A 26146-nucleotide genomic window follows, 5' to 3' on the forward strand; every position below is an offset into this window, starting at 1 on the left:
TGGTGGCGAAGGACAATCCGTTGTTCATGGCCGTTTCTGCAAGGTGCTTATAGGATCAAACCAGCTCATAACCCGTGTGGATTGCGGCGCTGATTTTTTCGGAATCATTGAACATCAGTACGTCGACGATAGACAGCCATGGCACGAATTCCGAATCGAACTGGGCATATTCAAACGAGTTGGCCCTGAGGAAGGCAAGGTCGATACCTTGCGTCTTGAACTCCGCACGGTCGTAGAGCTCCACCCCGCCGATGGCGTTGATATACGTATCCGCGCCGACAGCCTGGCAAAGAGCAATAACCTTATCCTGCGCTTTCAAATCCGCGTCGACCGCTGCATCCGACGATTTCATCAGTTTCGTTCCGATGCCGAGATGCGCACAGGTCTTCGATAACGAATGGTGCAAGAATGAAAATAAATTCGAGTCGTCGAATTTTATTATTTCCTCCAGCAGCGGAAACACCTGCTTGAAGAACGGCGCACGGCGATACGCCCCTTCAAATTGACCGAGCAATTTTCCACGCTTGAATTCCGTCGCCAGTTCGCGCTGGTCGATATGTAGTGCATCGGACCCAGCCTTCAATGGCAGTGAAAACACGGAATCGCTGCCGTTCTGCAACATGCGGTTCCGATTTATCCAGCCTTTTTTGGTGTATTTTATATTATCGTAGACGATAAATAAATCCACTGCCGCAATAAGCTGGTAGTACCCTATGTACGGAAAAAAATAGGGTTGCATGATTCCTAGCTTCATTCGACGCCTCCGAACGAGGCCACCATGGACGCGGCCATCCTGTTCAGTGCGTTGAAATGATTTTGCATATTTCGTCCACCACGCTCAATTCCAGGTCCGGGAAAATGGGAAGGCACAGAACCTGTTCCGCGGCAGCGGTCGCGTGCGGCAGATTTTCGCGGCGGGACGATGGCAAGTCGCGATACATCGAGAATTCGGAAATCAAGGGATAGAAGTACCGCCGAGGATGAATTCCGTTGTCTTTGAGGCGCTGATACAGTTCATCCCGCGTGATGGGGTAGCCGCTGTTCACCAATATCGGGAAATAGGAGTAGTTGGCCTGTTCTTCCCCTGATCCCTGCAGGCAATGTATTCCCGGCACGTGCTTGAGCCGTTCCCGATAGGCGGCGTCGATCCGTTTACGGCTTTCCAGTACCTGCTCGATGTACTGCAATTGCAGCATACCCAATGCCGCATTGAACTCGCTCATCTTCCCGTTGATACCCGGCGCGACAACGCTGGTCTCGCCTGCATGCCCGAAGTTCTTCAATTGATCGATTCGGACCTTGGTCTTGGCATCCGGGCAAATGATCGCGCCGCCTTCGAACGTATTGAAAACCTTGGTGGCGTGGAAACTCAACACGGAAAGATCGCCATGCCGGAGGACGCTTCCCCCGGCGTCCTTCACACCGAAGGCGTGAGCGGCATCGTATATGACCTTGAGATTATAGTTGTCGGCCACTTTTTCAATCGCGGCCACATCGCACGGATGTCCGTAGCAATGGACCGGCATAATGGCGGTCGTTTGCGGGGTGATCGCGGACTCAATCTGTGCGGGATCAAGGTTCAGCGTATTGGGATCGATATCCACAAAAACCGGCTTGATCCCGTTCCACTTCAGGGCATGTGAAGTGGCCACGAAAGAATAGGGTGTGGTGATGACCTCGCCTGTGATGCGCAAAGCCTGCAGCGCAGTTATCAGCGCGATGGTTCCATTCGTGAACAGGCAGATATGCTTGACACCGAAGTATTCGCACAGCGCACTTTCGAGTTGCTGGTGAAAGGGCCCGCCATTCGTGAGGACCTTGCTATCCCATATCTTTCTAAGATAGGGGATAAACTCCTCCAGGGGAGGCAGGGCCGGGCTGGTCACGAATACAGTGTCTTTTTTCATGTATGTCACTCAGTAATCTTCTGGAATCTTCATCTGAAACCGGCATTTCCAGGTAGGATTGGAAAATTCCGGAAGCCATTACAGCCTAGTGCTTTCTTTCGAGCCGGGCGGCGACACAGGCTTGGGTTGCATCGGTTCCGGATCTTTTTGGCCGATAGAGTTCCTGGCGGCGAGGAGCGGCATAGTCGCCCGCGCCTGCCGCGGTTTGCCAAGCGGCGGCCAACTCGTAGTCCCGGCCCAGGCTGCCGCCCCAATCGTCCAGCAGCGTGACGGGAATCGCACGCGGCCCGTCGGGCTCCGTCAACAGCCAGGCACTCGCGATCTGTTCGCAAGAAACCCGGCGCAGTCCCCCGCGCGCGACGGCGAGGCTGCCCGGGTAGCCGCCTGCTATCCAGGGGTATCCCAGGCTTTTGGCGCGCAGTATGTATAGGATGCCGGGCGATTGGCCCGTCAGGTCGATTATCGGTGTGTCGGGCTCAAAACCGGCCTGGGCAGCGAGATTTTTTGCATCCCTGATGTATGCGCCATACCCCTCCGAGACCACGACCGATGCGCCCGTCGAACCTATCTCGACAGAACTGGTATTGAGGCGCAGCGCTTGCGTTTGCCGATACGGCCTTTCGGTGCCATTTTGGAGCAAGAGGGCAACAATGACCTGAGTGGCCAAGGCGAGCGGAATCAAGCCCGCCCATCTTGTTCCGCCCTGGGTCACGCACCGGGCGGCAATAACGCCGGCAAGCACCCAGAATATGCTGGCGGAGCTGGCGGCCTGCCAATAGTTGGCATTGGTTCCGAATGCATAAGCATAGGGAAACGCGATCAACGCAATCAACAACCCCAGAAAACGCAAAGGGATTCTCTTTGGTTTCCCCATCAACAGCAGCAGCATCGTCAGCAGAATCGCCGCAAACGCGGGCGCCCACATCATGAGGCCTTGAAACCTTCCCAATCCGAAATTGTTTTGCAGAGAGCCAAAAGCCAAGGCGCAGACAATGACGAACAACGCCGCCGAGAACAGACAGCCGCCAATCTTCAATGAAATCCGTGGGGATGCCGAGAAGGCAGCGGCGACCGCCGCGAAAGCCGTCAACGCCGCGAGGAATCTGGTGTCTGTCTCGTTGAATTCGAAGATATCCAGCCGCAGCAGTTCCTGCAGCGAATATCCCGCTCCCGACATGGAGGAGAATTCAGCAGCGACCTGAAGCCGGTTGATGAAGGCGGCTGGCGACCCATCGATGATCAACGCGCTCAGCAGCAATAGAAGCGTTGCCGTGCCGGCCGAGATTGCGATGAGACGAATCTTGAACTTTCCCAACAACAATACGTACAGAACAAAACAGGGCAGCAGCAAAATGGCCGTGGTGGGTTTCGCCATGAACGCAAGCCAACCGCCAACCCCTATCAGTGCCCATCCCAGCATGCTGGGGCGGGTTACCCGACCCTCGGATAACGAAAAGCCGATAGCCGTGATCAACAGGGCCTGTAACGCCAAGGAGTTGTAGCTGGGCGTTGCCAGCCAGACGCTCAGATATACGAACGAAGCAGTGGCAAAGCTGGCGGAAATTATCAGGACGGGCCAACTGAATCCCTGATCCTTGGGTTCGGTATTCCTGATGACGGAATAGAATAGCCAGGCCGCGAGACCAAAGGTGATTACTACGTTGATCTGCCGCAGCAAGACCAGGTTTTCATTCACCAACAAATAAAGCGGATAATAGATGAATCCAAACTGCGTCGTGGACCAGTCGTACAGGAACGGATTGGATATCCAAACGGCGTAATACCCTTCGTCGGTGAAGTCGAAAGCGTAATTGCTGTACCGGAAGATCCAGCCCAATATCAAAGCCGTGGATATCACGCTGAGAACGAGCAGGCAGAACTCAGGCGCTTTCAAGCGCCCGGTGTCAGCCCCGGTCTTTTCTTCGATAACGGCCTGCATGGCGGAATTCATCGCTTCTGTCGGTTACGCAGCGTAGTGCTGGTCGATCCAGCTCCGGTGATAGGCACCATTGACGATGTCCTCCACCCAGGGGCTATTGGCCAGATACCACTGCACCGTCTTGCGCAGCCCCGTTTCAAACGTCTCCGCGGGCCGCCAGCCCAAATCCCGCTCGATCTTGGACGCGTTGATCGCGTAGCGGCGGTCGTGGCCCGGCCTATCCTTCACGAAGGCGATTTGCTCCTGGTATGAGACGCCGTCGGCCCGCGGCTGCAAAGCATCCAGCAATTCGCAGATTTCCGTGACTACCGTTAAATTCGGCCGCTCGTTCCAGCCGCCGATGTTGTAGGTCTGGCCGACGGTTCCTGCCTCCAGGATCCGACGCAAGCCGCTGCAGTGATCCGCCACGTACAACCAATCGCGCACCTGCTGACCGTCTCCATAGACCGGCAGCGGCTTTCCGGACGACGCGTTGGCGATCACCAGCGGAATCAGCTTCTCCGGAAACTGCAGGGGGCCATAGTTGTTCGAGCAGTTGGAAGTCAACACTGGCATGCCGTACGTATGGTGATACGCCCGCACGAGATGGTCGCTGGCCGCCTTGCTTGCCGAATAGGGGCTGTTGGGCTCATAGCGGCGCGTCTCCGTGAACGCGTCCTCGTCAGCCGACAGCGAGCCGTACACCTCATCCGTCGACACATGCAGGAATCGGAATGCGGCCCGGGCAGCCGAGTCCATCTCGTTCCAATAGGCGCGTACCGACTCCAGCAAGTTGAAGGTGCCGACGATATTGGTCTGGATGAACGCCCCCGGACCTTGAATGGAACGGTCCACGTGGGATTCGGCGGCCAGGTTGATCACCGCCCGCGGCCGATGCCGCTTCAGCAGATCCGCGACCAGGCCGGCGTCGCAAATGTCGCCAACGACAAGTTCATGCCGCTTGTCCTGTTGCAGCGCCTGGAGGCTCTGCGGATTGCCGGCATACGTGAGCTTGTCCAGATTGATGATTGGTTCGTCGCTTTGGGACAGCCAGTCCAGCACGAAATTGGCCCCGATGAAACCGGCGCCTCCGGTAACGAGGATGGTCATAAGAGTTACGCTTGAAAGAACGGCCGATAGTGGGCAACGGATAGGAGGCGATTCTACCCTTCCCGTCGTCTCGCCGTAGGGCTGGTTGCCCATCCGAGATGACCAAGATGGTGTTTTGCGCGGATTGAGTTCACAATAATTTGACAACCAGTCACACGAGGAGACAGCCATGCGCATTGCCGATGCCCAATGGATTCCTTCGACGCAGCACCAGACATGGAACGCGTTGACCGACCCGGGAGTGCTGCAGAAATGCATTCCGGGCTGCGTGGAAGTGGCGATGCGCAGCCCGACTGAGTATGCCGTCACCCTGCGGGCCAAGATCGCTGGAATAGATACTGACTACGAGGGCGAGATCCTGCTTTCGGATGTCAACGCCCCCGACAGCTGCACTCTGGTGTTCGAAGGCAAGGGGCGCGCCGCCTGCCTGGCGATCGGCACTGCCCAGATCAATCTCTCCACCAAGGACGACGGCACGCGCGTGGCCTACACCGTGGCCGGGATGGCGGGCGGAAAGCTGGCCGAGTGCGGCGAGAGCGTGCTCCTGAAGGCCGGCGACAAGATCATCGACAAGTTCTTTACCGCCTTCATCGACCACATGGCGGCGCAGCCCCGCATCGCGCCTCCCCCCCCTCCTCCGGAACCCGAACCCCGCGGCCTTTCCAATTCGCGCTGGTCCTGGATGCTGGTGGTGTTGGTGATCGCGGTTTTCTGGGGATATCACGCGTTTTACAAGTGATAACCCTAGGGTGCCGGTGATATCCTTGGCGGCATGACTCCGCCGCCGCCACCGCCCCAGCCAGCCGCCGATCCCACCCGCTCCCGCCGGGATCTGTTGATGGCCATGGCCGGGGTATCGGCAACCGTGGTGCTCGCCGCGCTGGACTCCACCATCATCAGCACCACCCTGCCGCGCGTGGCCGAGGCGCTCGACGGCATGGCGCTCTATGCGTGGGTGGGAACTGGCTATCTTCTGGCCACCGCGGCTTCCATCCTGATCTTCGGCCGTTTGGGCGACATGTTCGGCCGCAAGCCCCTGATGCTGGTGTCCGTCCTGATCATCGCGCTGGGCTCCATCGCCTGTGGACTGGCGCAGTCCATGACCCAGTTGATCGTGTTCCGTACCTTGCAAGGGGTGGGCGGCGGCATGATGATCGCTACGGCGTTCGCCGCGCCCGCCGACCTTTTCCCCGACGCCAAGCAGCGGGTGAGATGGATGGCGCTCGTGTCGGCGGCATTCGCCATGGCCAGCGGTATCGGCCCGGTCCTGGGCGGCGCCGCCACGCAGGCGCTGGGCTGGCGGGCGGCGTTCTTCATTTCCCCCATCGCCGCCGCCGGCGCGTTTTTCCTGCTGGCGCGCTATTTCCCCCGCATCCGTCCCATCCATGACGGCAGCCGCAAGATCGACTGGGTGGGCGCCATCCTGCTCGTGCTGGCCGTGGGCGCGCCGCTGGCAGCCCTGGAGCTGGCCTTTGCACGGGGCGATCACGCGCATCCCGTGCTGGGCCTGACGCTGGCGGTGGTCGGCGTGGCGGCGATCGCCATCCTGATTCCGACCGAACGGCGGGTCAAGTCGCCCATCTTTCCGTTGCGCGTGCTGTCCGGCGCGGAATCGCGCCTGTTGAACCTGGCCGCGATGATGGTGGGTGCGGTGATGTTCATCCTGATCTTCTACAGCCCGCTGCTGCTGCAGCAGGTACTGGGCTACACCCCCAGCGAGGCCGGCCTGTTGCTGACGCCGCTGGTCGCCGCGATCTCGGTGGGCAGCATCATCAACGGCCGGCTGTTTCCCAAGCAGACCGAACCCCAGCGGCTGATGGTGTTTGGCGGTGCGCTGCTTGCGGCCGGCTCGCTGATGGTGCTGCTGATTTCGCCTGGCACGTCGGCCTGGTGGATACTCGCCGCCTTCTTCGTCAACGGCTGCGCCCTGGGCTTCCTTCTGCCCAACCTGACGCTTTTCATGCAGATGCTGAGCGAACGCCGCGACGTGGGCGTGGCGTCGGCCCTGGTGCAGACCACGCGCGCGATCGGCAGCGCCCTAGGCACCGCCGTTGTCGGCATCCTGATTTCCCACAGCACGGTACTAAGCGGAGTGCGTACCGGGCTGGTCCTGTGTATTGTCCTGTCCCTGGCCTGCGCGCTGTTGGCGCATCGGGTCAAGATGAAGAATCTGGTCACGAACCGGAAGTAAGACACATACCCGAGACAAGTCATGCGTCAACGCAATTTGCTGGACCTGCTGCTCCTGGCCGCCGTCTGGGGCGGCTCCTTCCTTTTCATGCGCGTAGCGGTCAAGGATTTCGGCCCGATCGCGCTGATCGAACTGCGCGTGGGCCTGGCCGCCCTGTTCCTGTTGCCCGCTGCGATGTGGCGGGGAAAACTGCCGGTGATCGCCCGCCACTGGAAAGCGCTGCTGGTGGTGGGCACGCTGAATGCCGCCGTGCCCTTCCTGCTGTACGCGTATGCCGCCCAGTCGCTGGGCGCCGGCTTCCTGTCGGTGGCCAATGCGGTAACCCCCGTATGGGGGGCGGTGATCGGCTGGTTGTGGTTGAAGGACAAACTGCCCTGGATGCGGTCGCTGGGCCTGCTGATTGGCCTGGTGGGCATCGTTGTGCTGGTATGGGACAAACTGGACTTCCAGGCGGGGGGCACTGGACCGGCTGTGCTGGCCGCGATATCCGCCCCCGTCTTCTATGGCATCGCAGCCAACTGGACCAAGCGTTTCCTGACCGGCGTGGATGCGTTGGCCAGCGCCACCGGCAGCATGATCGCGGCGTCGCTCGTGCTGTTGCCCCTGGCGATTCCAGCCTGGCCCGAGGCGCCTGCCTCGGCCGCGGCGTGGACCTGCACCATCCTGCTTGCCGTGGTCTGCACCGGCGCCGCCTACATCATCTTCTTCCGCCTGATCGCCAATGTCGGGCCTACGGCTGCCGTCAGTGTCACATTCCTCGTGCCGATATTCGGGGTTGTGTGGGGCGCATGGCTGCTGGACGAGACCGTCACGGCGTCCATCGCGGTCGGTGCCGCCATCATCCTGGTCGGGACGGCGTTGGCCTTGGGCCTGTTGAAACCACGCGCCTGAAGCCCGCCCCGTTCAGTATTTGTCCGACGTACCGGTAAGCGCCACCCCGATCCGCAGCAGCGTATAAGACACCGCGTCCACCCAGCGCCGCAGCCAGCCCCGGCGCTGATAGTCCAGCGGCCGGATGAAGCGGCCGCCTTCGCGGATGGCCGTCTCCAGGCGTTCCTGCAGGTCCCACGCAAAGGGCTGGTTATCCACCACGACGTTGGCCTCGCGCGCCAGCAGCAGGCTGAACGGATCCAGATTGGACGATCCGACCGTCGCCACGTTGTCGATGACGGCGACCTTGGCATGCAGGTAGCTGGGCATGTACTCGTAGATCTCGATGCCGTCGCGCAGCAACTGGTCATACAGCGAGCGCGTAGCGTGGTACTGCATGCGGTATTCGATCTTGCCCTGCAGCAGCAGGCGCACGCGCACGCCACGCGCCGCGGCCTTGGCCAGCGCGCGGCGAAACTGGCGCCCAGGAAAGAAGTACGCGTTGGCGATCAGAATGTCGCGCCGCGCCTGCGAGATGCCGTAGAGATACGCGCGCTCGAACGTCTGGCGAAAGCGCAGGTTGTCGCGCAGCACCAGCGCGGCGCGCAGCTCGCCGCAAGGCGCCACCGGCGCATGGCGCGGCTTGAGCAGCCTGATGCGGTTCCAGTCGCGGGGATGCCGTCGCAGGCGCGCCCAGTTCAGGCGGACCCACAACAGCTCCTGGGCATAGGCCGCCTGGGTGACCAATGGCCCTTCCACCTGCACGGCGAAGTCAAACCGGGGCGCGGAGATGCCGTCGGTGGGATCCAGATCGTCGTAGTCATCGATGATGTTGATGCCGCCGATGAAGGCGACCCGGCCATCGACGACCGTGACCTTGCGGTGCAGGCGCCGCAAGCGGCTGCGCGACGGCACGAAGCGCGCGAACCAGCGCGGCTCGGGCCTGAAAACGCGGCATTGCGCGCCCGCGTTGGTCAGCGCCGTGCGAACCTGTTCCACATTCAATGCGCTGCCAAAGCCGTCCAGCACCACCCGCACCTTGACGCCGCGCCTGGCCGCCGCGGCCAGGCATTCCAACACCTGCGCGCCGGTCCGGTCCATCATGAAGATGTAGGTTTCCAGATGCACGCTGACCTGGGCGGCATCGATCGCCGCGCACAGCGCGGGAAAGAAGTCGGCGCCGTTCTGAAGCAAGCGGATATCGTTGCCCAGCGCCCACTCCAACCTATCCTGCTCGGCCTTCACGGGAGTTCCAGCTCGGCCAGCAAAGGAGAGTGGTCGGAAAGTTTGGCCCATTCGCGGCCGCGCAGCACGCGCGCACTGCGCACGGCGAAGCCGCGCTGGTAGATGCGATCCAGGCGAAACCACGGAAAAACGGCGGGAAAGGTGCGTGGCGGCGGCAACAACAGGCGCGAACTGCCGTCCATGCCCAACTGATTGGTGCGCTCCATGACGGACACACCGCTGTTGGGCAGCCCCCGCAGCGCATTGCTCAGCCGCTTGACCGAGTCGCGCAGCCGCGGCAGGTCGCCGCCGTGGCTGCGCGGGGCATGCGAGAAGACTTCGTACAGGCCAAGCTGTTGCACGAACATAGGCGCCAAACGGTCGTTCCAGTCGTTGAAGTCACCGGCGATCAGAATGGGTTCGCCGTCCGGCACCATGCTCTTGATGCGCTCGGTCAACGCCAGGATCTGGCGGCTTCGGCTGCCGGCGAACAATCCCAGATGGACCACGAAACAATGCACCGCGCGGTCGCCAAGCTCGACCCGCGCATGCAGCAGGCCCCGTTGCTCCAGGCGATGATCGGAGATATCCAGGTTTTCGTGGTCAAGAATGGGATAACGCGACAGCAGCGCGTTGCCGTGGTCCGTCGCATGGCGGATCGCGTTGCGGCCATAGGCCACATCCAGCCGCAATGCCGCGGCCAGCGATTCATGCTGGGCATCGAGCAGCGATTTCTGCTCGTTGCGGCCCTGGACCTCCTGCAGGAAGACCAGGTCGGGGCGCAGGCCGTACAGGCCCAGGCGAAGTTCATTCAGGGAATCGCGCCGGCCCAGTGCCGAACGGCCCTTATGGATGTTGTAGCTGACGACTCGGATGAGCGACATGGAAGCAATGGCGCCTTTCAAATCTTGCGTACCGCCGGCCGAAACCAAAAAGTCTTCCGGCCAGCACCGCCCTACCGGCGGCGTTAGCCAGATTACTCCATTTCAGCCGGTCATTCCCATATGGGCGGCGCCGCGAGCTACCGGTGCACCTGAAGCGCACCGCAGCGGATCCGGCTCTGCCGGTCCGCCAGCGGGCCCCTGGAGGGGGGAGCGCCGAAGGCGCTTCGGGGGTGGGTCTTACGCCTTTTCGACGTTACGCAAACGGATGTGCAGTTCGCGCAATTGCTTTTCGTCGACCTCGGACGGCGCTTGCGTCAGCAGATCCTGAGCGCGTTGCGTCTTCGGGAAGGCGATCACGTCGCGAATCGATTCGGCGCCGGTCATCATCGTGACGATGCGGTCCAGGCCGAAAGCGATACCGCCGTGCGGAGGCGCGCCGTACTGCAGCGCGTCCAGCAGGTAGCCGAACTTCTCGCGGGCTTCCTCGGCGCCGATCTTCAGCGCGCGGAACACCTTGCTCTGCACTTCCTCGCGGTGGATACGGACCGAGCCGCCGCCGATTTCCCAGCCGTTCAGCACCATATCGTAGGCCTTGGCGAACGCCTTGCTGGGATCGGTCTCCAGGAAGTCTTCGTGGCCATCCTTCGGGCTGGTGAAGGGGTGGTGGGCGGCGGTGTAGCGGCCGTCTTCCTCGTCGTATTCGAACATCGGGAAGTCAACCACCCACAGCGGCTTCCAGCCGGCCGTGAACAGGCCGGTCTTCTTGCCGAATTCGCTGTGGCCGATCTTCACGCGCAGCGCGCCGATGGCGTCGTTGACGACCTTCTCGCGATCCGCGCCAAAGAAGATGATGTCGCCGTCCTGGGCGCCAGTGCGCTTGACCAGTTCAGCCAATGCGGCATCGTGCAGGTTCTTGACGATGGGCGATTGCAGCCCGTCGCGGCCCTTGGCCACGTCGTTGACCTTGATGTAGGCCAGGCCCTTGGCGCCGTAGATGCCAACGAACTGCGTGTAGGCGTCGATCTCGCTGCGCGACATCTCGGCGCCGCCCGGTACGCGCAAGGCGACCACGCGGCTGCCCGGCGCCGTGGCGGCGGCGGCGAACACCTTGAAGTCCACATCGCGCATGACGTCGGTCATGTCGGTGAATTCCAGCTGCACGCGCAGGTCCGGCTTGTCCGAACCGTAACGGCGCATCGCCTCCGTCCAGGGCATGATGGGGAACGGCGACGGCAGGTCGACGCCCTGCACCACGCTGAACACGTGACGGATCAGGTTCTCGAAGATTTCACGGATTTCGAATTCGTTCAGGAACGAGGTTTCGCAATCGATCTGGGTGAATTCCGGCTGGCGGTCGGCGCGCAGGTCTTCGTCGCGGAAGCACTTGGTGATCTGGTAGTAGCGGTCAAAGCCGGAAACCATCAGCATCTGCTTGAAGAGCTGCGGCGATTGCGGCAACGCGAAGAAGTGGCCGGCGTTCACACGCGAGGGCACCAGGTAGTCGCGCGCGCCTTCGGGCGTGCTCTTGGCCAGCATGGGGGTTTCGATGTCGATGAAGCCCAACTGGTCCAGGAACTTGCGCGTTTCGATGGACACGCGATAGCGCAGCATCAGGTTGCGCTGCATTTGCGGGCGGCGCAGGTCCAGCACGCGATGCGTCAGGCGGGTGGTTTCCGACAGGTTGTCGTCATCGAGCTGGAACGGCGGCGTGACCGACGCGTTCAGGATTTCGACTTCCTTGCAGAGCACTTCGATCTCGCCCGAGGCCAGCTCGGTGTTCGCCGTGCCCGCCGGACGCTCGCGCACCAGGCCGGTGATGCGGACGCAGAATTCATTGCGCAGGCGCTCGGCGGTGGCGAAGGCGGCGTTGTCGGGATCGAACACGATCTGAGCCAGGCCCGCGCGGTCGCGCAGGTCGATGAAGATGACCCCGCCGTGGTCGCGGCGGCGGTTCACCCAGCCGTACAGGGTGACGGTCTGGCCGAGATGGTCACGGCAAACCTGGCCGGTGTAGCAGGTACGCATGCGGGATGACTCCGTTGTGTGCTTAGTTTGAGCGTAAGGGTTACGAATCGGCGCGCGGCGCGTCTTGCACGCCAGGCGCCGGAGAGAGCGGGGCCGGCCGGTCCGCGGGCGTCGCCGCCAGGGCCGGGGCGACAACGCCCATGGAAACGATGTACTTCAATGCCGCGTCCACGCTCATCTGAAGGTCGATCGCGTCGACGCGAGGCACCATCAGGAAGAAGCCGGACGTGGGGTTCGGCGTCGTCGGCACATACACGCTGATGTGGTCGCCCGGGAGATGGTCGGCCACTTCACCGCTGGGGGTGCCGGTGACAAAAGCAATGGTCCAGGAGCCCGCCCGCGGATACTGCACCAGCACCGCGCGGCGAAACGCCTGTCCGTTCGGCGCAAGCACGGTATCGCTCACCTGCTTGACCGAGTTGTAGATGGATCTCACCAGGGGAATGCGGCCCAGCAGGGTTTCCCACTGGTCCACCATGGTGCGGCCGATCAGGTTGGCCGCGAAGACGCCCGTCAACAGCACCACCACGATGACCAGGACGAAGCGGAAACCGGGAATGTCGATGCCGAACAGCGATTCGGACGACAGGAAGCCGGGCACGAACCCTTCCAGGGTGGCGACCAGCAATCCCAGTACCCACACCGTGATGACCAGGGGAACCCAGATCAGCAGGCCGGTGATGAAGTACTTCTTGATGACGCGCATCCGCATCGCGCGCGCTCTAGGAAGCGGAGCTGCTGGCAGCGGGCGCCGCCGGGGCGGCCGAAGCGGCGGGTGCGGCAGCCGGGGTCGCGGCAGGAGCCGCGGCGGGCGTGGCGCCTTCAGCGGGCGCTGCGGCGCCTGCCGGCGACGCAGCCTGATTGCCGCCATTGCCGTTGCCACGGAAATCCGTGACATACCAGCCGGAGCCCTTGAGCTGGAATCCAGCCGCGGTCACCTGCTTGGAAAACGTGCTTTGGCCGCATTCGGGGCAATCCGAAAGCGGTGCATCGGAAATCTTCTGCAAGACGTCTTTGGCGTGGCCGCAGGCGCTGCATTTGTAAGCATAGATGGGCATCGAGGGCTCCCAGGCGCAAGCCCGGCAAATCAAAACCCGCCTGTCGCCGCACGGCAAAATCCGGGACGGCGGCTGGGCAAGGCCGGAAAATACGGGAAAGTCTTGAATTTTAGCGGTTTTTCATGAAGCGTCGTGTCCGGCCCCGCCGGGCCGGCCCGAAGCCGCCGCTCCGGGGCTGGCCCCCCGGCTTGCACGGCCGGTTTCCCTAGACGGGAAGCAGGAACATCACGGCCGCCACCAGCGTCGGCCCCAGGGCGGACAGGAACAGGCGGCCCGAGGAAATGGTGCCATCCGGGAAGTGACTCTTCAGGATGGCGAAACCCGCCGGATTGGGCGCATTGGCGATCACGGTCAGTCCGCCCCCGGTCACGGCTCCCGCCACCAGCATATAGCGCCAGGCCTCGTTGGTTCCTTCCACCAGCGAACCCAGGTAGGTGAGCGCGGCGTTGTCGGTGATGGCCGTGAGCGCGGTAGCGCCCCAGAACAGCACGAAGGGCTCCAGCCCGCCCAGCAAGTCCTGCAACCACCATTTCTGCAGTCCACCCAGAACCACCAGTCCGGCCAGGAAAAAGCCCACCATCAGGCCTTCCTTGATCATCAGGCGGTTCTGGTGGCGCTTATAGGCTTCCGAGAACCCGATGAACATCATCAGCAGGCCCAGGAAGATGGCCGGATGATGCGCCGTCAGCACCACGGCGATCAGGAACGCCAGGTGCACCAGCACGACGATCGCCGGCACGGGGGGACGCTTGTCCGCGCCATCGGGCCCATCCACGCCGCCGCCCGTGCCCACCGCGCGCTCCATCAGCGCCTTGCGGCAGATGAATGTCAGCAGGCCGGCATTCAGGCAGACCGCCACCGCGGCGCGCCAGCCGAAATGCTGCACCATGAAGGTGGAATCCCAGCCGAACGTGGTCGCCACCATCAGCACGGGCGGGGCGGCGTAGGACGTGAGCACCCCGCCGATAGACACGTTCACGAACAGCACGCCCAGGGTCAGGTACTTGAACCCTGCCCGGCCGCTCGTACGGAAGTAGGCGTCCCGCAGCAAGATGGCGGCCAGCGTCATGGCGGCGGGCTCGGTGATGAAGGAGCCACCCAGCGGCACCAGAGCCATCACCACGAAGAAGGTGGACAGTTGGCGCGGCAAGGGCACCACGCGCGCCACGATCCGCACCAGCAGGCCCACCAGTTCCAGGATGGGCCGGCTGGCCGCCACCACCATGATGACAAAGACGAACAGCGGCTCCGTGAAATTGCGCGTGTCCATGTACTCGATGGCTTGCGACGGGCCGGCCAGCGCCGCCATCGTCACGATCAGCGCAAAGGCCCACACGCCGAAGACGGCCTCGACCTCCGAGAACAGATGCCAAAACCCCGCATGCGGTCCGCCACGATGCGCAAGCCGCGCGAAGAACGGAACCGAAAAGGTATGAAGGACCGCCACGGCGAACAGAACGGTGGCGATGACCTCAAGGGTCTGGGGCATGTGAAGGACTTCCGGGAAATGGATTCAAGCGATGCGCGCGCCGCCCGGCAGAGCTTGCCGGACAAGCGTCGCAATATAGCCCAGCGGGCGGCCCCTGTAACGCAGGGTCAACACTGATCCGCCCGCCCTGACTAGGCGATTGGCGCCGGAGGCTCCCCGCCCTGCTGCGCCGCCTTCATCTCCATCAGCAGGCTGTGCAGCATCTCTGTGGACAGCCCGTGCAGCACCAGCCGGTACCCCGCGCGCAAGGTGGACAGCGGCACCAGCGGGTGGCTGTTGTTGACCAGGATCAGGTGCTGCGGCGCACCCAGCAGCTTGGCGGCATAGATGCCGATGGTCTCGTCGAGCTGCAGCGAATTGGCCGCGCGCCAGAAGTCGTTATCAGTCAGCATGAGCTGATACAGCGGCGTGAACAGTTCGATGGCGCTTTGCAGGTCCAGGAAATTAAGCTTGCCCTGCGGCATGTCTTCGAGCTTCAGCGGCGGGTCCTGGATCATCGAAAAATCGACCCGCTGCGGCGCATGCATTTCCACCCCGGCGTCGCGCATCGCCTGGTTCAGGCGGATGACGAAGTTGAACAGGTTCAGGTCGTGCTTGACGAAGAGTTCGTCCTTCAGGTCGTCGATCTCCAGCGGCTCGAGCGGCGTGGTGGTGATCGGCACCGGCGAGTTGGCCGCGATGAAGGCCAGGGCCTGCGCGCCCAGATGGAAGTGCCGCAGGATGAGCCAGTTGGCCTCGGGCGACACGAACCGCTTCAAGCCCCAGGCCAGGATGCGGTGCAACAGCCGGGAATGCGACCAGCGGCGCGGCAGGAAGGTCTTGATGACCTGGATCAGGATGATGAAGGCGCGCGCCAGCGGACGCAGGAACGGCAGCAGGTACTGGCGGGATGCGCAGCTGGAATCCGTCAGCCACGCCTTCTTCACCTTGTCCGGCAGGGGCGTGCTGCGATCCAGGTAGAGCGCGAGCCAGGGGCTGGGATCCGCGGGATCGTATTCCTTTGCAAGGAAATCAGGCTCTTTGTTCATGCGGCGTCGCCCTCCATCACGTGATGAAACTGCATCAGATAGAGCGCCGCCGTGCGGCGGGCCGTATCCACGATGCGCTGCTCGGCGCGTCCATCCTCGTCGCAATCCAGCGCCAGCTCCACCGCGGACAGCCACCGCGCCAGGTGATGCTCGTCGTTGTGGCCGTGATATTCCAGGAAACGGAAGGCATCGGGCGGCAGTTTCAGGCTGGCCTTGAGCAGCGGCAGCAGCGCCGGCACGATGCGCTGTCCGGTGCCCTCGATGATATAGATCGCACCCAGCAGGCCTATTGGATCGCGCGTCGCGGCCAGGCCATGCAGATAGGCGTTCAGCGCTTCGCCGCCAGGATTGCGGCGCAAGGCGTCGATGCTATCGACCGCGCCGCCCGCGGTGCGATAGTCCTGGAAGAGAATTTCAAAGTCGTTCTGCTCTTCACCCGCGTGCAGGTCGATCAGCGCCGCCAGCGGCGCGTACTGCTCGGACAACGACGCCGCGCCCTCGCGCATCCATTTGCTGCCCTCGCGGACCTGCGGAATCCAGTTCTCCATCCAGTTCAGGTAATCGGCCGTGGCGAACTGGCGGTTGCGCAAGCGCTTGATCACCGGCGTGCGCCATACGCGCGAGCGGTAGTCGTGCCAGATCGCCGCCAGCTCGGTCAGCAATTGCCCCAGGCCTTGCGGCGCCATGTCGGGGTCGTGCGGCGGCGCGATGGCCTCGGCGTCGCCGCTCAAAGCGTCCTCGCGGGCGGCCGCCACGGGTGCGCCGGCGGGGACCGGCTTCGCATGTACCGCCTCGGCCTCCAGCAGCATGTAGGCGGCCATGAAACGCCCGGATTCAGGGATGTAGCAGAAGATCTGCTCGCCCGGCTTCACTTCGCGCGTTTCCAGGAATTCCGCCAGCATGATCAGGATGGACGCCGCCCCCGTGTTGCCGCGCCACGCCAGGTTGCTGAACCAGCGCTCGCGCGGGATCACCAGACCGGCCTTTTCCATCAGGTCTTCCACTACCGGGATGAACTTCTCGGACGAGTAATGGCAAAGGAAATGATCGACCTGGTCCGGGTCCACCCAGCCATCGCGCACCAGCTTGGCGTATTCATGGATGCCGATATCGAACAGGTGCGGAAGCAGGCGGATGTCCTGGCGCAGCGACAGCGCGCCGTCGGACTCGGCCTCGCTCCAGGACGGGTAGTCCAGATGCCCCTTGCCCCGGTCGGCCGACAGCCCGAGCTGCATGCACACGGGATAGTCGCCGGAAAACGAGCGCTGGTGCACCCATTTCAAGCGCAGGCGCACGCCTTGCGACGCGCCGGGCAATGGCCGTCCGCTATTGCCCAGCAGCACGGCGCCGGCGCCGTCCGACAGCATCCAGCGCAGGAAGTGGGCATCGAAATCGGCGTCATAGCCCCGCGCGGCAAAGCGCGATCGCTTGAACAGGCGCGACGGCAGCTCGCTGGCCACGGCCAGGGCGCTGGCGTGCCCGCCCATCTCCACGCCCTGCGCTGCCACCTGGATGGCCGACACGCCGGCGGCGCAGATGCCATGCACCGACAGCGTCTCCATGGGCTGCGCGGCCAGCTCGCCCTGGATCATGTTCGAAAATCCCGGCATCAACGCATCGCCGCCGGAGGATCCGCTCGTCAGCAGGGAAACGGCCGACAGATCGGTGTCATGGCGCCGCAGGCAGTCGCGGATGGCATGGGCCGCGAGCTGCGCGTTGGAGAACACGGTGGCGCCTTCGGGATCGATCGCGTAGTAGCGGTGCTTGATGCCGTTCTCGGCCAGGATGCGGGTCTTGATCCGGCTGGACATGCGGTTCAGCGGCGCGATGTAGCTGTCCATGGCTTCGTTGGACACGGGCTCGCCCGGCATGAAATAGCCGGCGCTCTCCAGGTAGACACGATGAAACGCAATAGGCATGACGGGTCTCTAGTGGGAGTATGAGGATGCGGCGCTAGCGGACGTGCTCGGGCGCCATGCAGGAACGGCTGCGAAACCGCGGCACGAAAGCGCCCAGCACGAAGACGCGGAACATGTAGGGCACCAACCCGCGTTCGTTCAATGCGGGAAGCACACGGTTCCGGTAATGCTCGCGATGCAGGCGGGTCAGTTCGGACCAGTGCGCGCGCGGATGCTCGTGATGCGCGGTGTGCAGGCCGATGTTGAACAGCAGCGGATTGACCAGGCCTTCGAAATTGCGCGCGTAGTTCAATCCGGCGGCGTGGCGCGGACCGCCGTCCGCATGCGCGTGCTGCAGATAGTTCGTGGCCAGCAGCCAATGCAGGCCATGGAGCTGCGGCACGATGACGAACACCAGCGCCTTCGCCGGGTTCACCGCCATCAGCCCGGCCCACAGGCTCAGCCAGACACCGTACTGCGCCATGCAATAGCGCCACGCGCCGGGCCAGTGGCGGCGCAGCCGGCCCAGCCACGCGAAGAACAGCGGATACAGCACCCGGCCGGCCTGCACCGGATGAACCACGTAGCCCCAAAGGTGGTTGGTATCGCCCCCGAAGCGGTAAGTGCGCGCCACGTCGCGCGCGCCATGCTTGTAGCGGTGGTGATTGGCCACATGCGCCGGATAGAACACAAAGGTGGGATGACCCTGCAGCAGCGTGATCCAGAAATCCGTGGCGCGATTGGTCCAGCGGCCCCGCCACATCCGGATGTGCGTGTGGTTGTGATGGATGACGCCAATGCCCAGCGTCAGGAACAGCATCAGCGCATAGAGCGGCCACCAGAATCCGTGGATCCATTGCCAGGCCGCCAGCGCGGGCAGCGCGGCCAGGTAGGCCAGGCTCTGCCAGTCGCGCCGGTTGCGCAGCGACGGCAGCCCGCGTGGGTTACGCCCGTCCGCCAAGCGGCTCTCGCTGCCGGAAGGCATCCAGTTGGCGTTGCGCCGCCTCGGCCGTCAACCGGGTGCGGAACAGGCGGTCCATGAAGGTGAACTGGAAGCCATAGTTGCCGTTGTAGCAGGCATGGTGCAGGTGGTGCCGGCGGCTGGCGGCGAACCAATGCGCATACGACACCTTGGGAAAGAAGTCGTAATTGGCATGGCCGATGCAATTGAAGAACAGGCTGAACAGCGGCACCGACGCCAGCGACCAGAAGCTGAAGTCGTGCAGCACCATCGGCAGCATGATGACATTGCCCAGCATCAGGGCTTCGATGGGATGAAAGCTGTACGTGGAGAACGGCGTGGTCACGATAGAGCGGTGGTGCGGCAGGTGAAAGCGGCGCAGCGGCCGGGTGTGCAGCAGGCGGTGGTTGACCCAGAAGTGCACGTCGTTCCACGCGACCAGCACCAGGATTTCCACGGTGATTTTCTGCCAGCTCGCATCCGGATCCAGATGCGCCCACCCCAGTTGCAGCAGTCCCCAGGGAAAGATCATGCCCGTGCCGAACAACAGCACGGACAGGCCGGATTGAGCGAATTCGCGGCGCAACTGGCCAGGCGCCAAGGGCCGCGGATCCAGCGGGCGCCCGATGCCCATCGCCGGCAGGATGTGCCGGGTGAGCAGCCAGGTGGCCGCGCCGAAGATCAGATAGATGCCGCCGAAGAACAGCAGCCCCGCCAGCATGACTTGCCAGGCGGACAAGGCTTCAAAAGCTTGGCCCATGAACGTTTTGTTTCACCCCGAGAATGGCCGCATCATAAGCAATCCGTCAGCTTCCCGGTGAGTGAATTACTACCAAATGAATCCGAACACCACAAAGCGCACGGGCCGCGAATCGCTGCGGGTTACTGCCAGGGAAACTGGCGGTTCAGCGTTGCTACCGCCGCATCCAGGCGCGTGGCGAGCCCCGCGCTTGCCAGCGGCATCGGCAGGCGCAGTTCTTCGGAAAGCAGGCCCTGCCGCGCCAGTTGCGCCTTCACCGGTCCGGGATTGGGTTCCGCGAAGGCCAGGTGTATCACCGGCGCCAGCGCGTGGAACAGCGTCCTGGCCAGTACCAGGTCCTGCGCCAGCACGGCGCGATGCATCGCCACGAACAGGTCGGGCCGGATATGCGCGGCTGCGGCGATCATGCCGGTGCCTCCCAGGCAAAGCACGGACAGCGATTGCAGGTCTTCGCCAGCCAGCACGTCCATTGCCCCGTCGGTGATCAGCGCCAGCGTCTTTTCCAGCGACCCGCCACAGTCCTTGATCGCGGCGATGTTCGGATGCGTGGCCAGCGCCAGCAAAGTCGCCGTGTCCAGCGTCGTGCCGGTGCGGTAGGGAATGTCGTAGAGCACCAGCGGGAAGGCCGAGGCATCGGCCAGGCAGCGGAAATAGGCGGCGGCCCCCTCCTGCCCCGCGCGCACGTAATACGGCGCGGGCGCCAGGATGCCCGCCAGCGGCCGGGTTCCAAATGCGGACAGGCGTTGCAGCACATGCCCTTGATGATTGCCCGCCAGGCCCATGATCACGGGCAGCTCGTCCGCCTCGGCCAGTACGGCGTCCAGCACCGCAAGCTGTTCGGCGTCATCCAGCGACGCGGCCTCGCCGGTGCTGCCGCAAACGACCAGCCCGTCCACGCCCGCCGCGGCATAGTGGCGTACAAGCCGGCGCAAGGCCCCGCCATCCACGGCGCCGCCGGAAAACGGCGTGACAAGGGGAACCCAGACGCCCTGGAACAGAGATTGATGTGATTGCATGCGAACACTCCTTACGTATGGACCGTGGGGGGACCGTACAGAAGTGCTCGGGATACCAGAGGTGCGCGCGGAGGCGCGAAAGCGCCGCCAGAAGGCCGCTGTTCCGTCGCCCATCTGACGGAACAGCATGCTCCGGTCAGATGAGCGGCTGTTTTTTGGATTTCAGGCCGGCGGCAGCCAGCACCACGCACAGGGCGCGGTTGCGGGAAGCGGACGGGATGGCCTGAGAAATCATGAATGAGATGGGCGCGTCGAGCAGCGGATGCAGAAATCTACCGGGCGTCCGCTGCCCTGTCAACGGTGGCGCGGGCGGATCAGCCCAGGGTGGCGAGGAACACCGCGCACAGGGCTTCCATGCCTTTGCGGTCGTCTTCGTCGAACCGGTCCGGCACGGGACTGTCCACATCCCATACGCCGATCAGCTCACCCCGATGCACCAGCGGCACGACGATTTCGGAACGCGAGGCGGCGTCGCAGGCGATATGGCCGGGAAACGCATGCACGTCCGGAACCAATTGCGTCTGGCGCTGGCTGGCGGCGGCCCCGCACACACCGCGGTTCAGCGGAATGCGCACGCACGCGGGCTTGCCCTGGAAGGGGCCCAGCACCAGCTCGTTGCCGTCGAACAGATAGAAGCCCGCCCAGTTCAGGTCGGGCAGCGCGTTGTAAGCCAGCGCGCTCAGGTTGGCGGCGTTGGCGATGCGGTCGGGCTCGCCTTCCAGCAGCGCCCGGGCCTGGACGGCCAGTTCGGCATACAGGGCGGCCTTGGAGTCGGCGACGATCGGAGCGGCTTCGAACATAGGGAAAATGTAACTGTACTGGCGGTTATCGATGCAGGTGATTTTAGGGGCTTCGCACGTTAAAGGGGCCGGGCTGTTACCGTGTGGGACAATACTTTTTTGACGAACGCCTCACCCCTCCCACCCTTCTTGATCAAGAAGCAATCCATGGACAAGCCTTTCGAACCTGCGTTTTCCTTCTCGGAACGCGCCCAGCAACTCACCAGCTCCGCCATCCGCGAGATCCTCAAGGTAACCGAGCGCCCCGAAGTCATTTCGTTCGCGGGCGGCCTGCCTGCGCCCGGCGGCTTCCCGGTAGAAGTGGTGCGTGCGGCATTCGACAAGGTATTGGCCACCAACGGCCGCGCGGCCCTGCAATACGGCCCGACCGAAGGCTACGCCCCGCTGCGCCAATGGGTTGCCGACGACCTCAACGCCGCCGGCGCCAATGTCGCCGCCGACCAGATCCTGATCGTGTCGGGCTCGCAGCAGGCGCTGGACCTGCTGGGCAAGGTGCTGATCGACAAGGACAGCAAGGTGCTCGTCGAAGACCCCAGCTACCTGGGCGCGCTGCAATCGTTCAGCCTGTACCAGCCCAAGTTCGTGCCGGTGCCCACCGATGAAGGCGGCCTGATCCCCGAAGCCATCACCCCCGAACTGGCCGATGGCGCGCGCTTCCTGTACGCCCTGCCCAACTTCCAGAATCCCACGGGCCGCACGCTCAACCTGGAGCGCCGCATCGCGCTGGTCAAGCGCGCCGCGGAACTGAACCTGACCATCATCGAAGACGATCCCTACGGCGAACTGCGCTACGCGGGCGAGCCGCAGCCGGGTCTGATCGCGCTGGCCGCCGAATACGGCGCCAATGTCGTGCGCCTGGGCACGTTTTCGAAGGTGCTGGCCCCCGGCCTGCGCCTGGGCTACATCGCCGGCGGGCGCGCCCTCATCAACAAGCTGGTCCAGGCCAAGCAGGCCACCGACCTGCACACGCCCACGCTGACCCAGATGGCCGTGTACGAAATCGTCAAGGACGGTTTCCTGGCGGAGCACCTGCCCAACGTGCGCGAGATCTACCGCGCGCAGGGTAGCTGCATGCTGGAAGCGATCACGCGGGAATTCCCGGCCACGGTCACTTGGACCAAGCCGGAAGGCGGCATGTTCATCTGGCTGACCTTGCCCGAGCACATCGACAGCACCAAGCTGCTGGAAAAGGCCATCGCGCAGAACGTGGCCTTCGTGCCTGGCGCCCCCTTCTACAGCGGCGCCGGCAAGAAAAATACACTGCGCCTCAGCTTCGCCACCGTGCCGGAAGACAAGATCCGCACCGGTATCGCCATCTTGGGCAAGTTGCTCAAGGCCGAAGGGTAAGCCCGCCCCCGCAGCGCCTGCGGCGCCCCGGTGGCGGCCTATCGGACGGTGGCCCCGGATGCGCAGTGGCGTGTTCAAGTAGCGGCCGGGCGCGATGCCCGGCCGTTGTTTTATGCTGTCGGCTTTCCTGAACATTTTCGACCGTCACAGTGAACGCCTCGCAACAACCTCCCGTCGACCTCAGCGACATCGTCTTCACCGACTGGGTCGAGCGCTGGCTTCCCAAATCCTGGAGGCCCTACGCCCGCCTGTGCCGGCTGGATCGCCCCATCGGCACCTGGCTGACCTTGCTGCCGGCCATCGCCGCGCTGGTCCAGACCGCGGGCGGCCTGCCCGACATCCAACGGCTGATCGTGTTTTCGCTGGGCGCGCTGCTGATGCGCGGCATCGGCTGCACAGTCAACGACATGTGCGACCGCGACTTCGACAAGCACGTCGAACGCACCCGCTTCCGTCCTCTGACCAGCGGCCAGCTTTCGATGAAGAACGCCGTGTGGTTCCTGATCGGCCAGTTGCTCGTCTGCGGATCGCTGCTGTTCTTCCTGAATGAAATGAGCCGCTGGCTGGCGCTCGCCGTGCTGCCCTTTGTCTTCATCTACCCGCTGTGCAAGCGCGTCACCTACTGGCCGCAAGTGGTACTGGGCATCTGCTTCAACTGGGGCATGCTCATGGCCTGGTCCGACACCCAGAATCATGTGCCCTTGGCCGCCATCGCCATGTGGCTGGGCGCCGTGCTCTGGCAGGTGGGCTACGACAGCATCTACGCCTACGTGGACGTGCGCGACGACCGCAGCCTCGGGCTGCATTCCACCGCCATGCGTTTCGGCGACCGCGGCAAACTCTGGATCGGCGGCTTCTATATCGGCACCGTCCTGCTGTGGGCCTGGGGCGGCCATGCGATGGGCCTTTCGTGGGCCTATCAGGTGGGCATCGCCGCCGTCGCGGTGCATCTGGCATGGCAGCTCAAGGTATTCGACATCCAGCGGCCCGACCGCAACTTCATGCTGTTTCGCGCCAACCTGTGGCTGGGCGCCCTGCTGGTCGCCGCGGCGCTGGCCGGCACGCTGATTCGTTGAGATGCCGATTACCCTGCATTAGCAAGGCGCATTGCGGGCGACGCCGGCTCGGGCCATCATGTGCTTCCCGCCACTTGCTCCGGAGACGCCGCATGCCCTTGTTGATCAAATCCCTGACCGCCGCTGCCGCCGCGTGCGCGTTGCTCGGCGTGTTGCCGGCGCAGGCCGCGACCGACTGCTCCGCGCAACGCGGCTGCGCCGCCAAGTTCTGCCAGATCGAAAACGACATCGCCGCAGCCCAGGCGCAGAACAACTCCCGCCGCGAGGCCGGCCTGCGCAAAGCGCTTGCTGAGGCAAAGGCGAATTGCACCGACGGCCGCCTGCAGTCCCAACGGGAAGCCGACGTGCGGGAAAAGCAATCCAAGGTGTCCGAGCGCCAGCAGGAACTGAAGGAAGCCCGCGCCAAGGGCAAACAGGACAAGATCGACAAGGCGCAACGCAAGCTGGACGAAGCCCAGGCGGAGTACGACGCGTCGCTGCTTGATCTGAACCGCTAGCCGTTTCCCGCCCCGGCCCGAGCCCTCTCGCTCGGACTGCCGGCGTGTCGCGATCCCTTCCCCATCAGCCAGCCCCGCGGGGCTGCGCATCTCCGCCCCCTCCCCGTCAGCCCAAGCTTGGCCTGTCCGCCAAACCGCTATCTATTGCGTCATCAAATAGAAATATCACCATCCATGGTGCCATTTGGCGAAACGAATAGGGATTAGCGTAGATTTTGGAAAGATGTTTTCAGAGAATCAGGGTTTATCCCTGGTTTGTTTAAGCACAGAATGCATCTCATCGGGACACAGCAAGCGAACCCCCCGCAATGACGCCAGAGGTTCGGCTCCCAAGCTCACAAGACACCGGAGGTCTGCCATGAAAACCCTTGCTACCGCTTTGATGCTGTCCATGTCCGTTCTGGCTGCCGGCGCTCAAGCCGCCGAAGCCGACCAAGGCCCGACGCGCGCGCAGGTTCAAGCCGAACTGCAGCAAGCCAAGGCCTCGGGCCAATACACGTTCGGTGAAGAAGGCTACCCCGCCGCCATCGCCCAGACGTCCAGCCTGACGTCGCAACAAGTGCAGGCTGAACTGGCCCAGGCCAAGAACGCCGGCGAAGTCACCTTCGGCAATCTGGACTACCCGCCCGTCGCCGCCGCCGAAACCGCCACCTCGCTGACTCGCGCCCAGGTCCAGTCCCAACTGGCGCAAGCCAAGGCAGAAGGTCTCGTGACCTTCGGCAACATGGACTATCCCCCCATGGGTAGCTGATCCCCCGGGCCGCACAGGCCGATCAGCCCCATCGCAAAGCCCTTCGGCCACAAGCCGAGGGGCTTTGTTTTTGACATTTCGACATCTAATTAAGTCATAACGACGTTAACTTCAGCCGTTACGACAATTTCAGATCTACAAATCGACAGCGCTCCCGCATAGGATGAGGCCACTCCCCCTCCCTCTCATATGCAGGAGCAGCACCATGTCCACGAGCACCAAGACCATCGTTCTGCTGGGCGCCGGAAAAATCGGCTTCGCCATCGCGTTGATGCTGGAACGCAGCGGCGATTACTCCGTGCTGGTTGCCGACCAGGATGCCGGCCGCCTGGCCGTTCTGGCCGGCCTGGGATGCGAGACGCGCCAGATCAGTGACGACGCATCCGTGGCGCGCTGCATCGAAGGCGCCTATGCCGTGGTCAACGCGCTGCCGTTCCATCGCGCCACCGCGGTCGCGGGCTTGTGCGCGAAAGCGGGCGTGCATTATTTCGACCTGACCGAGGACGTGGCCAGCACCCATGCCATCCAGGCGCTGGCTGCGGATGCCTCCAGCGTGCTGATGCCGCAGTGCGGTCTGGCGCCCGGCTTCATCGGCATCGTCGGCAATGCGCTCGCGGGCCGCTTCGACACCCTGCTGGATTTGCGCATGCGCGTGGGCGCCCTGCCGCGTTATCCGTCCAACAGCCTGCGCTACAACCTGACCTGGAGCACCGAGGGGCTGATCAACGAATACTGCAACCCCTGCGAAGCCATCGTCGACGGGCAGCTCACCAGCGTGCCCGCGCTTGAAGGCTATGAAACGTTCGCGCTGGACGGCGTGGAGTACGAGGCCTTCAATACCTCGGGCGGGCTGGGCACGCTGCCCGCCACCCTGCTCGGCCGCGCGCGCAATGTCGACTACAAATCGGTGCGCTATCCCGGCCATTGCAACATCATGAAGCTGCTGCTCAACGACCTGCGCCTGCGCGACCGCCGCGACCTGCTCAAAGACATTTTCGAATCGGCCATCCCCACCACCGAACAGGACGTGATCGTCATTCAGGCCTCGGCATCGGGCTACCGTCACGGCCGCCTGGAAGAAGAGTCCTATCCGATCCGCGTCTTCGGCGCCGAGGTCGATGGCCACCGCCTGAGCGCCATCCAGTTATCCACCGCCGCGGGCATCTGCGCCGCGCTGGACCTGGTGGCGCAGGGCGCTTTGCCGCAGCGGGGTTTCGTGGGCCAGGAGGCCATCGGCCTGGACGCCCTGCTCAACAACCGCTTCGGCCGGATCTATGCCGGCAAGCCGCTGGCGCTTGCGCTTGCAGGCGGCGCCATGGCGGACCGCTAGGCCAGC

General features: G+C 63.5%; 24 protein-coding genes. 8 read left to right on the forward strand and 16 right to left on the reverse strand.

Going from position 1 to position 26146, the window contains the following annotated elements; translation table 11 throughout:
- Positions 1–55: 55 nt before the first annotated feature.
- The 4 genes from ASE30_RS19130 to rfbB all read right to left on the reverse strand — a co-directional run bounded on the left by ASE30_RS19130 (position 56) and on the right by rfbB (position 4935).
- Positions 56–754, reverse strand: a complete 699-nt coding sequence (locus ASE30_RS19130; protein WP_057285828.1) for a WbqC family protein — start codon at positions 752–754, stop codon at positions 56–58.
- 43 nt (positions 755–797) lie between these two features.
- Positions 798–1907 carry a DegT/DnrJ/EryC1/StrS aminotransferase family protein gene (locus ASE30_RS19135; RefSeq protein ID WP_057285829.1) on the reverse strand — a complete coding sequence of 370 codons (1110 nt, stop codon included), beginning with the start codon at positions 1905–1907 and terminating at the stop codon, positions 798–800.
- Positions 1908–1992: 85 nt separating this feature from the next.
- Positions 1993–3846, reverse strand: coding sequence for a hypothetical protein (locus ASE30_RS19140; protein ID WP_057285830.1), 1854 nt, complete (start codon positions 3844–3846; stop codon positions 1993–1995).
- A gap of 24 nt (positions 3847–3870) precedes the next feature.
- Positions 3871–4935, reverse strand: a complete 1065-nt coding sequence (gene rfbB / locus ASE30_RS19145) for a dTDP-glucose 4,6-dehydratase (protein WP_057285831.1) — start codon at positions 4933–4935, stop codon at positions 3871–3873.
- A gap of 169 nt (positions 4936–5104) precedes the next feature.
- Between rfbB and ASE30_RS19150 the strand changes: the two genes are divergently transcribed.
- The 3 genes from ASE30_RS19150 to ASE30_RS19160 all read left to right on the forward strand — a co-directional run bounded on the left by ASE30_RS19150 (position 5105) and on the right by ASE30_RS19160 (position 8017).
- On the forward strand, positions 5105–5674 hold the full coding sequence (locus ASE30_RS19150) for a carbon monoxide dehydrogenase subunit G (protein ID WP_057285832.1): 570 nt from the start codon (positions 5105–5107) through the stop codon (positions 5672–5674).
- Between the two features lie 99 nt (positions 5675–5773).
- Complete coding sequence (locus ASE30_RS19155) at positions 5774–7126, forward strand: MFS transporter (protein ID WP_057285833.1); 1353 nt, start codon at positions 5774–5776, stop codon at positions 7124–7126.
- Between the two features lie 21 nt (positions 7127–7147).
- Positions 7148–8017 (forward strand): DMT family transporter, encoded by an 870-nt coding sequence (locus ASE30_RS19160; RefSeq protein ID WP_057285834.1) that lies wholly within the window; start codon positions 7148–7150, stop codon positions 8015–8017.
- A gap of 12 nt (positions 8018–8029) precedes the next feature.
- Here ASE30_RS19160 and clsB read toward each other — a convergent pair whose 3' ends face one another.
- The 12 genes from clsB to ASE30_RS19220 all read right to left on the reverse strand — a co-directional run bounded on the left by clsB (position 8030) and on the right by ASE30_RS19220 (position 21139).
- Entirely contained in the window at positions 8030–9241 is a 1212-nt protein-coding gene (gene clsB / locus ASE30_RS19165) for a cardiolipin synthase ClsB (RefSeq protein ID WP_057285835.1), read from the reverse strand.
- The gene (locus ASE30_RS19170) at positions 9238–10104 is read right to left on the reverse strand and encodes an endonuclease/exonuclease/phosphatase family protein (RefSeq protein ID WP_057285951.1); all 867 of its coding nucleotides are present in this window, start codon (positions 10102–10104) and stop codon (positions 9238–9240) included. The genes clsB and ASE30_RS19170 overlap by 4 nt, the downstream gene beginning before the upstream one ends.
- Positions 10105–10341: 237 nt before the next feature.
- A complete protein-coding gene (aspS, locus tag ASE30_RS19175; RefSeq protein ID WP_057285836.1) occupies positions 10342–12129 on the reverse strand; it encodes an aspartate--tRNA ligase in 1788 nt (595 codons plus the stop codon).
- Between the two features lie 40 nt (positions 12130–12169).
- Entirely contained in the window at positions 12170–12835 is a 666-nt protein-coding gene (locus ASE30_RS19180) for a DUF502 domain-containing protein (protein WP_057285837.1), read from the reverse strand.
- A 16-nt stretch (positions 12836–12851) separates the two neighbouring features.
- Positions 12852–13187, reverse strand: coding sequence for an FmdB family zinc ribbon protein (locus ASE30_RS19185; protein WP_057285838.1), 336 nt, complete (start codon positions 13185–13187; stop codon positions 12852–12854).
- A 205-nt stretch (positions 13188–13392) separates the two neighbouring features.
- Complete coding sequence (locus ASE30_RS19190; protein ID WP_057285839.1) at positions 13393–14676, reverse strand: putative Na+/H+ antiporter; 1284 nt, start codon at positions 14674–14676, stop codon at positions 13393–13395.
- Positions 14677–14807: 131 nt separating this feature from the next.
- Positions 14808–15704, reverse strand: coding sequence for a hypothetical protein (locus ASE30_RS19195; protein WP_057285840.1), 897 nt, complete (start codon positions 15702–15704; stop codon positions 14808–14810).
- Positions 15701–17623 carry a StlD/DarB family beta-ketosynthase gene (locus tag ASE30_RS19200; RefSeq protein WP_057285841.1) on the reverse strand — a complete coding sequence of 641 codons (1923 nt, stop codon included), beginning with the start codon at positions 17621–17623 and terminating at the stop codon, positions 15701–15703. Before ASE30_RS19200 ends, ASE30_RS19195 begins: the two co-directional genes overlap by 4 nt.
- Positions 17624–17657: 34 nt before the next feature.
- Positions 17658–18587, reverse strand: a complete 930-nt coding sequence (locus ASE30_RS19205) for a fatty acid desaturase (protein WP_057285842.1) — start codon at positions 18585–18587, stop codon at positions 17658–17660.
- Positions 18547–19323, reverse strand: coding sequence for a sterol desaturase family protein (locus ASE30_RS19210; RefSeq protein WP_057285843.1), 777 nt, complete (start codon positions 19321–19323; stop codon positions 18547–18549). Before ASE30_RS19210 ends, ASE30_RS19205 begins: the two co-directional genes overlap by 41 nt.
- Before the next feature lie 122 nt (positions 19324–19445).
- Positions 19446–20339 carry a 4-hydroxy-tetrahydrodipicolinate synthase gene (dapA, locus tag ASE30_RS19215; protein WP_057285844.1) on the reverse strand — a complete coding sequence of 298 codons (894 nt, stop codon included), beginning with the start codon at positions 20337–20339 and terminating at the stop codon, positions 19446–19448.
- A gap of 314 nt (positions 20340–20653) precedes the next feature.
- Complete coding sequence (locus ASE30_RS19220) at positions 20654–21139, reverse strand: GAF domain-containing protein (RefSeq protein WP_057285845.1); 486 nt, start codon at positions 21137–21139, stop codon at positions 20654–20656.
- A gap of 147 nt (positions 21140–21286) precedes the next feature.
- On the opposite strand from ASE30_RS19220, the gene ASE30_RS19225 reads away from it, so the two are divergent.
- From ASE30_RS19225 to ASE30_RS19245, 5 genes are all read left to right on the forward strand, one after another.
- Positions 21287–22486 (forward strand): PLP-dependent aminotransferase family protein, encoded by a 1200-nt coding sequence (locus tag ASE30_RS19225; protein WP_057285952.1) that lies wholly within the window; start codon positions 21287–21289, stop codon positions 22484–22486.
- Between the two features lie 149 nt (positions 22487–22635).
- On the forward strand, positions 22636–23562 hold the full coding sequence (gene ubiA / locus ASE30_RS19230) for a 4-hydroxybenzoate octaprenyltransferase (RefSeq protein ID WP_057285846.1): 927 nt from the start codon (positions 22636–22638) through the stop codon (positions 23560–23562).
- Positions 23563–23654: 92 nt separating this feature from the next.
- Positions 23655–24059, forward strand: a complete 405-nt coding sequence (locus tag ASE30_RS19235; protein ID WP_057285847.1) for a DUF1090 domain-containing protein — start codon at positions 23655–23657, stop codon at positions 24057–24059.
- Between the two features lie 358 nt (positions 24060–24417).
- Complete coding sequence (locus ASE30_RS19240; RefSeq protein WP_082601637.1) at positions 24418–24810, forward strand: DUF4148 domain-containing protein; 393 nt, start codon at positions 24418–24420, stop codon at positions 24808–24810.
- A gap of 205 nt (positions 24811–25015) precedes the next feature.
- Positions 25016–26140 carry a saccharopine dehydrogenase family protein gene (locus ASE30_RS19245; protein ID WP_057285849.1) on the forward strand — a complete coding sequence of 375 codons (1125 nt, stop codon included), beginning with the start codon at positions 25016–25018 and terminating at the stop codon, positions 26138–26140.
- The last annotated feature ends 6 nt before the right edge of the window (positions 26141–26146 follow it).

Origin of the sequence: Achromobacter sp. Root83, assembly GCF_001428845.1 — a bacterium.
Taxonomy (GTDB): domain Bacteria; phylum Pseudomonadota; class Gammaproteobacteria; order Burkholderiales; family Burkholderiaceae_B; genus Achromobacter.

What these genes read in the sequence shown, in the direction of transcription:
- ASE30_RS19130 (WP_057285828.1), bottom strand. Translation starts at nt 754, where the DNA reads ATGAAGCTAGGAATCATGCAACCCTATTTTTTTCCGTACATAGGGTAC.
- ASE30_RS19135 (WP_057285829.1), bottom strand. Translation starts at nt 1,907, where the DNA reads ATGAAAAAAGACACTGTATTCGTGACCAGCCCGGCCCTGCCTCCCCTG.
- ASE30_RS19140 (WP_057285830.1), bottom strand. Translation starts at nt 3,846, where the DNA reads ATGCAGGCCGTTATCGAAGAAAAGACCGGGGCTGACACCGGGCGCTTG.
- rfbB (WP_057285831.1), bottom strand. Translation starts at nt 4,935, where the DNA reads ATGACCATCCTCGTTACCGGAGGCGCCGGTTTCATCGGGGCCAATTTC.
- ASE30_RS19150 (WP_057285832.1), top strand. Translation starts at nt 5,105, where the DNA reads ATGCGCATTGCCGATGCCCAATGGATTCCTTCGACGCAGCACCAGACA.
- ASE30_RS19155 (WP_057285833.1), top strand. Translation starts at nt 5,774, where the DNA reads ATGGCCATGGCCGGGGTATCGGCAACCGTGGTGCTCGCCGCGCTGGAC.
- ASE30_RS19160 (WP_057285834.1), top strand. Translation starts at nt 7,148, where the DNA reads ATGCGTCAACGCAATTTGCTGGACCTGCTGCTCCTGGCCGCCGTCTGG.
- ASE30_RS19170 (WP_057285951.1), bottom strand. Translation starts at nt 10,104, where the DNA reads ATGTCGCTCATCCGAGTCGTCAGCTACAACATCCATAAGGGCCGTTCG.
- aspS (WP_057285836.1), bottom strand. Translation starts at nt 12,129, where the DNA reads ATGCGTACCTGCTACACCGGCCAGGTTTGCCGTGACCATCTCGGCCAG.
- ASE30_RS19180 (WP_057285837.1), bottom strand. Translation starts at nt 12,835, where the DNA reads ATGCGCGTCATCAAGAAGTACTTCATCACCGGCCTGCTGATCTGGGTT.
- ASE30_RS19185 (WP_057285838.1), bottom strand. Translation starts at nt 13,187, where the DNA reads ATGCCCATCTATGCTTACAAATGCAGCGCCTGCGGCCACGCCAAAGAC.
- ASE30_RS19190 (WP_057285839.1), bottom strand. Translation starts at nt 14,676, where the DNA reads ATGCCCCAGACCCTTGAGGTCATCGCCACCGTTCTGTTCGCCGTGGCG.
- ASE30_RS19195 (WP_057285840.1), bottom strand. Translation starts at nt 15,704, where the DNA reads ATGAACAAAGAGCCTGATTTCCTTGCAAAGGAATACGATCCCGCGGAT.
- ASE30_RS19200 (WP_057285841.1), bottom strand. Translation starts at nt 17,623, where the DNA reads ATGCCTATTGCGTTTCATCGTGTCTACCTGGAGAGCGCCGGCTATTTC.
- ASE30_RS19205 (WP_057285842.1), bottom strand. Translation starts at nt 18,587, where the DNA reads ATGCCTTCCGGCAGCGAGAGCCGCTTGGCGGACGGGCGTAACCCACGC.
- ASE30_RS19210 (WP_057285843.1), bottom strand. Translation starts at nt 19,323, where the DNA reads ATGGGCCAAGCTTTTGAAGCCTTGTCCGCCTGGCAAGTCATGCTGGCG.
- dapA (WP_057285844.1), bottom strand. Translation starts at nt 20,339, where the DNA reads ATGCAATCACATCAATCTCTGTTCCAGGGCGTCTGGGTTCCCCTTGTC.
- ASE30_RS19220 (WP_057285845.1), bottom strand. Translation starts at nt 21,139, where the DNA reads ATGTTCGAAGCCGCTCCGATCGTCGCCGACTCCAAGGCCGCCCTGTAT.
- ASE30_RS19225 (WP_057285952.1), top strand. Translation starts at nt 21,287, where the DNA reads ATGGACAAGCCTTTCGAACCTGCGTTTTCCTTCTCGGAACGCGCCCAG.
- ASE30_RS19235 (WP_057285847.1), top strand. Translation starts at nt 23,655, where the DNA reads ATGCCCTTGTTGATCAAATCCCTGACCGCCGCTGCCGCCGCGTGCGCG.
- ASE30_RS19240 (WP_082601637.1), top strand. Translation starts at nt 24,418, where the DNA reads ATGAAAACCCTTGCTACCGCTTTGATGCTGTCCATGTCCGTTCTGGCT.
- ASE30_RS19245 (WP_057285849.1), top strand. Translation starts at nt 25,016, where the DNA reads ATGTCCACGAGCACCAAGACCATCGTTCTGCTGGGCGCCGGAAAAATC.